Origin of the sequence: Psychrobacter sp., assembly GCF_036731945.1 — a bacterium.
GTDB lineage: Bacteria > Pseudomonadota > Gammaproteobacteria > Pseudomonadales > Moraxellaceae > Psychrobacter.
The window spans coordinates 1-3,572 of sequence record NZ_DAINDI010000122.1 but is presented as its reverse complement, the minus strand read 5'-3'; the positions used below and the strand labels follow the sequence as shown (position 1 = coordinate 3,572).

Below are 3,572 nucleotides of genomic sequence, written 5' to 3'. Positions count from 1 at the left end.
AAGTTGCAGAAAAGGATTTTTAGGGGTTAAGGGGTTTCCCCTTGCAAGGTGACAGAGGGGTCTCTGTCTGTCCTTGCTTAATACGCAGTTTCTACCCGAAGGGAGAAACGTCTAAGCGTGCTTTATAAGAAGGCGGCACACTAAGTAGTATCCAACGCAGTCAGAAAAAACTACAAAGTATGCCTTAGAGGTTAGTCGATTAAATCTACAGCAGAAACATATTGTTCATAATCAAGGTGAGCATAACGCATTGTACTTTCAATATCGCCATGTCCTAGCAAGTCCTTAACGGTATAAATACTCACACCCTTTTGAACAAGCCAAGACGCATAAGTATGCCGTAAATCATACATAGTACAATTTAAGCCAGCTCTCTTTTTACATCTAGCAAAGGTTTTAGTAAACGTTGTATAACGCTTACCAGTAGCAGGATTAGTAAAGACATGAGAGCCACCATACTCACGACGTTTCAATAAAATATCGCGAGCAGTATTATTAAGGTACTTATACATTGTTCTCTTTGATTTACTATAAGCATTTCGGACAATAAACTGATTTTTATCAATGTGAACATTAGACCATTGGAGGGTTAGAATCTCGATAGGACGGCAGCCTGTCATTGTTAATAAAACGATAAAATCATATAGAGTGTGGTTATCAGTATCTAAGGCAGCAAGCAATAAACGGTCATATTCAGACCTATTTAAGTAATTAGGTATGTAATCAGCTTCAACAAACTTAATTTTCTCAAATGGATTATTAATCTTTAACTCATAATCTTCATTCACGCAATTAATTGCAGCACGAGCAAATGACAATTCACGGTTAATGGTCGCATTGGAGACATCAACACGCCTAATATTGGCATATTCTTTAACGTGTCTTTTCATTAAATCGGAAAGATTATAAGTATCAAAATAGCCTAAGCTATCCGCTCTATACTGGTATTTGTGTTTAGTTAAATGATATTCCTGATAGTAAGCTATAACTTGAGATAGTTTATTAAACATGATCTGCCTCCAGTACCTTGCTTGTCTCTCCAGTATCAGGGTCAGTAACAATAATATAGGAAGGTAAAACTTCACCACTGGAATTATATTCAGTGAGAGCAGCACCAAGATTTTCAGTAGAGACTTCACCGAGTGGCATATCTTGCATAAATTGCACGGAATATCCCGCACCCTTCATAAACTTATACAGAATGAGCATAAAAGGGGCATTATCGGTGATTAAATCATCTGTCATAGCGTCAGGTACTTGCACACCCCTAAATAGCCCTATAGAGCCTTGTAAGCGTGTTAATCGACCTGTAGGGGAAAGCGTTTCATGAGCTATCCATATTTGATAATGAGTTAACTCTGTAAATTTCATGGCGTATTTAAATACTTCCATAAAACCATCGCTGTAATCTTCTTTTTGCTCCTTGCCTTGGGCTGTATCAACATCAATTTTAGTAGGCCTGACACGCCTAACGTCAACGACATGGCTATCACCAGTAATAGCTTTCCATTCATCAGACAATTTATCTACGTCTATCCAATCATCAACTAGCATGACCATATGCAAATGAGGGTGCCAACCTTTACCCTTATTAGTTATTTCATAAGCAAATACAATACCGTGAGCTTTACATAATTCATTATGACCATTACCACGTTTTAACCATTTACGGCGAGCAGTTTGCAAGGTCTTAAAAGAGTTTTTTAAATGATTAAATCGTTCTTTAAGATCATCACCATTTTTAACAGTCAACGTCATAAAGACTGGTTTAAGATTAGGATTTTCCTTCAAAATGACAAGCATTTTTTCATGGTAAGCAGTAGCTTGTTTACTAGCTCTAATGGCAGAACAAAACGGACAAAGCATATGCTTTTTGCAAGTCCTAAGACCTGCTAACTTATATTTATCTAAGGTGTAGTAATGCCTAAATAAAAGAAAATTAGCACAACTAGCCAACTTATCAGCATAGTGACTAAAACGAATAGACATAACATGACCCATAGGGGTGTCCAATGCTACGCATTCATCATTTTGAACATATAACCAGTTTGACATCTCTTTAGATTGCTGGCGCAAATGCCCAAATCGTGTTATTCTAGCCCTGTGTTTAGCATTGCTATCCACTGTTATATCGAGACCCTGTTCTGATGCTTGCTCCGCTAAAAGCTCATCATTACGGGGTTTTTTATTGTCTTTCATTCCGCAATCCTTATTAAAAGTGGGTACACTTTAATTCCATAGTATCAAGTGAAAGAAAAACCGCCAAAATCAGCGGCTATTCGCGCCTGTGCTCTTACCGTATTCGTCGTCGATCGTCGGAACTCCTCCTCCTTCTCATACGGGTTCGAGCTTGGGCGCGGCTAAGGCTCTATACCAAGCTGTTCTAGTATATTCTTGAGAATTTCAATCTTACCTTCTCGAACCTGAATAGCTACGAGTAGGTGTGTCTGTTCTGGATATTCAGAAGGCATGGTGAGCTTTTTTCTCAAATCAGCTATTGCATGCTGATGTTCATAAATAGTGTCGATGAGTAGCTCATCGACAGCATATAAATCCTTCTCAGTAATTTGTACTTCATGTATCTCACCATAAGGTATGAAATCAGTCATGAATCATGCCCTCAACCTTAGGCTTTGAGCCTTTCTTGATAAAATAAATAACTGTGCCTTTGCTTGGAGCATAGACACCAATATCAACGGTAATGGTTTTGCCTTTGTGCGGTGTCCAATCTCTTAGATCGTCCACTTTTAAATCAACTAAATCATGCTTAACGTCGCCATTGGGTAAGTCGAACTCACCCAATAACTGTACTTTGTGACGTGCATCATACTTTTTGCCGTCTTTATCTTCCCCACCGTCTTGAGTGAACGTGTTCACTACTTGGCCAGTCATTTGTAACATTACTTGCTCTCCTTGCTACGTTCATTAGACCATTCTTCACGGATTAGACATTCAGTTTTGAACAAAGTATCAGAACTTTCTTCTGTGGCATTTTCCATGATGACGCCATAGGCAACTTCTATAAGGTCATTAATAACAAGGTTCATGCTGTTACCTGATAAATCAGCTAAAGCTTTAACTCTAGGGTAATTAGCAAAATTAAGGCGAACGCTCATTGCGCGTTCCATACCCATGTAATCAGATTTGTAGTTTCCATTAATACCGCCAATGAGCATCATCAAACGCTGCTCATGCTCTGGACGTTCATCAAATTGGATTGGTTCACCATCATAATGTTTTTTAGGTAGTTTCATATTTAGACCTTTAATTAGTTTGTGTTTGTAGTTTATTTCGTGAACCAGACAATATTATCTCTTTAAACTATAGTTTGCAAGGGGTTTATTGACAGTTTCAAAATCGCGGAATGCCTAACGCTTGCCCACAGCAAAAAGACGCTGTGCGCGCTAACGGCTAATAATTGAGGGGTCTCTATCGTCATTTATCAAAAGACTGTTAACTGGAGGGCAAAGGGGCTATTGCTGATAGCTTGTCAGCACTTCAGCATGAGCCTTTGGAGAAGTTGCAGAAAAGGATTTTTAGGGGTTAAGGGGTTTCCCCTTGCAAGGTGACAG

The 3,572-nt window shown here is 38.8% G+C and carries 5 protein-coding genes; all 5 read right to left on the bottom strand.

All coding sequences use genetic code 11. The features are described from left to right. Positions 1–191 precede the first annotated feature (191 nt). On the bottom strand, positions 192–1,010 hold the full coding sequence (locus V7D75_RS14460) for a tyrosine-type recombinase/integrase (RefSeq protein WP_333615129.1): 819 nt from the start codon (positions 1,008–1,010) through the stop codon (positions 192–194). Beyond that, entirely contained in the window at positions 1,003–2,199 is a 1,197-nt protein-coding gene (locus tag V7D75_RS14455) for a protein rep (RefSeq protein WP_333615128.1), read from the bottom strand. Before V7D75_RS14455 ends, V7D75_RS14460 begins: the two co-directional genes overlap by 8 nt. Positions 2,200–2,360: 161 nt before the next feature. Continuing rightward, positions 2,361–2,609 carry a hypothetical protein gene (locus tag V7D75_RS14450; protein WP_333615127.1) on the bottom strand — a complete coding sequence of 83 codons (249 nt, stop codon included), beginning with the start codon at positions 2,607–2,609 and terminating at the stop codon, positions 2,361–2,363. After that, positions 2,602–2,901 (bottom strand): hypothetical protein, encoded by a 300-nt coding sequence (locus V7D75_RS14445; RefSeq protein ID WP_333615126.1) that lies wholly within the window; start codon positions 2,899–2,901, stop codon positions 2,602–2,604. Before V7D75_RS14445 ends, V7D75_RS14450 begins: the two co-directional genes overlap by 8 nt. After that, entirely contained in the window at positions 2,901–3,254 is a 354-nt protein-coding gene (locus V7D75_RS14440) for a hypothetical protein (protein WP_333615125.1), read from the bottom strand. Before V7D75_RS14440 ends, V7D75_RS14445 begins: the two co-directional genes overlap by 1 nt. Between the last annotated feature and the right edge of the window lie 318 nt (positions 3,255–3,572).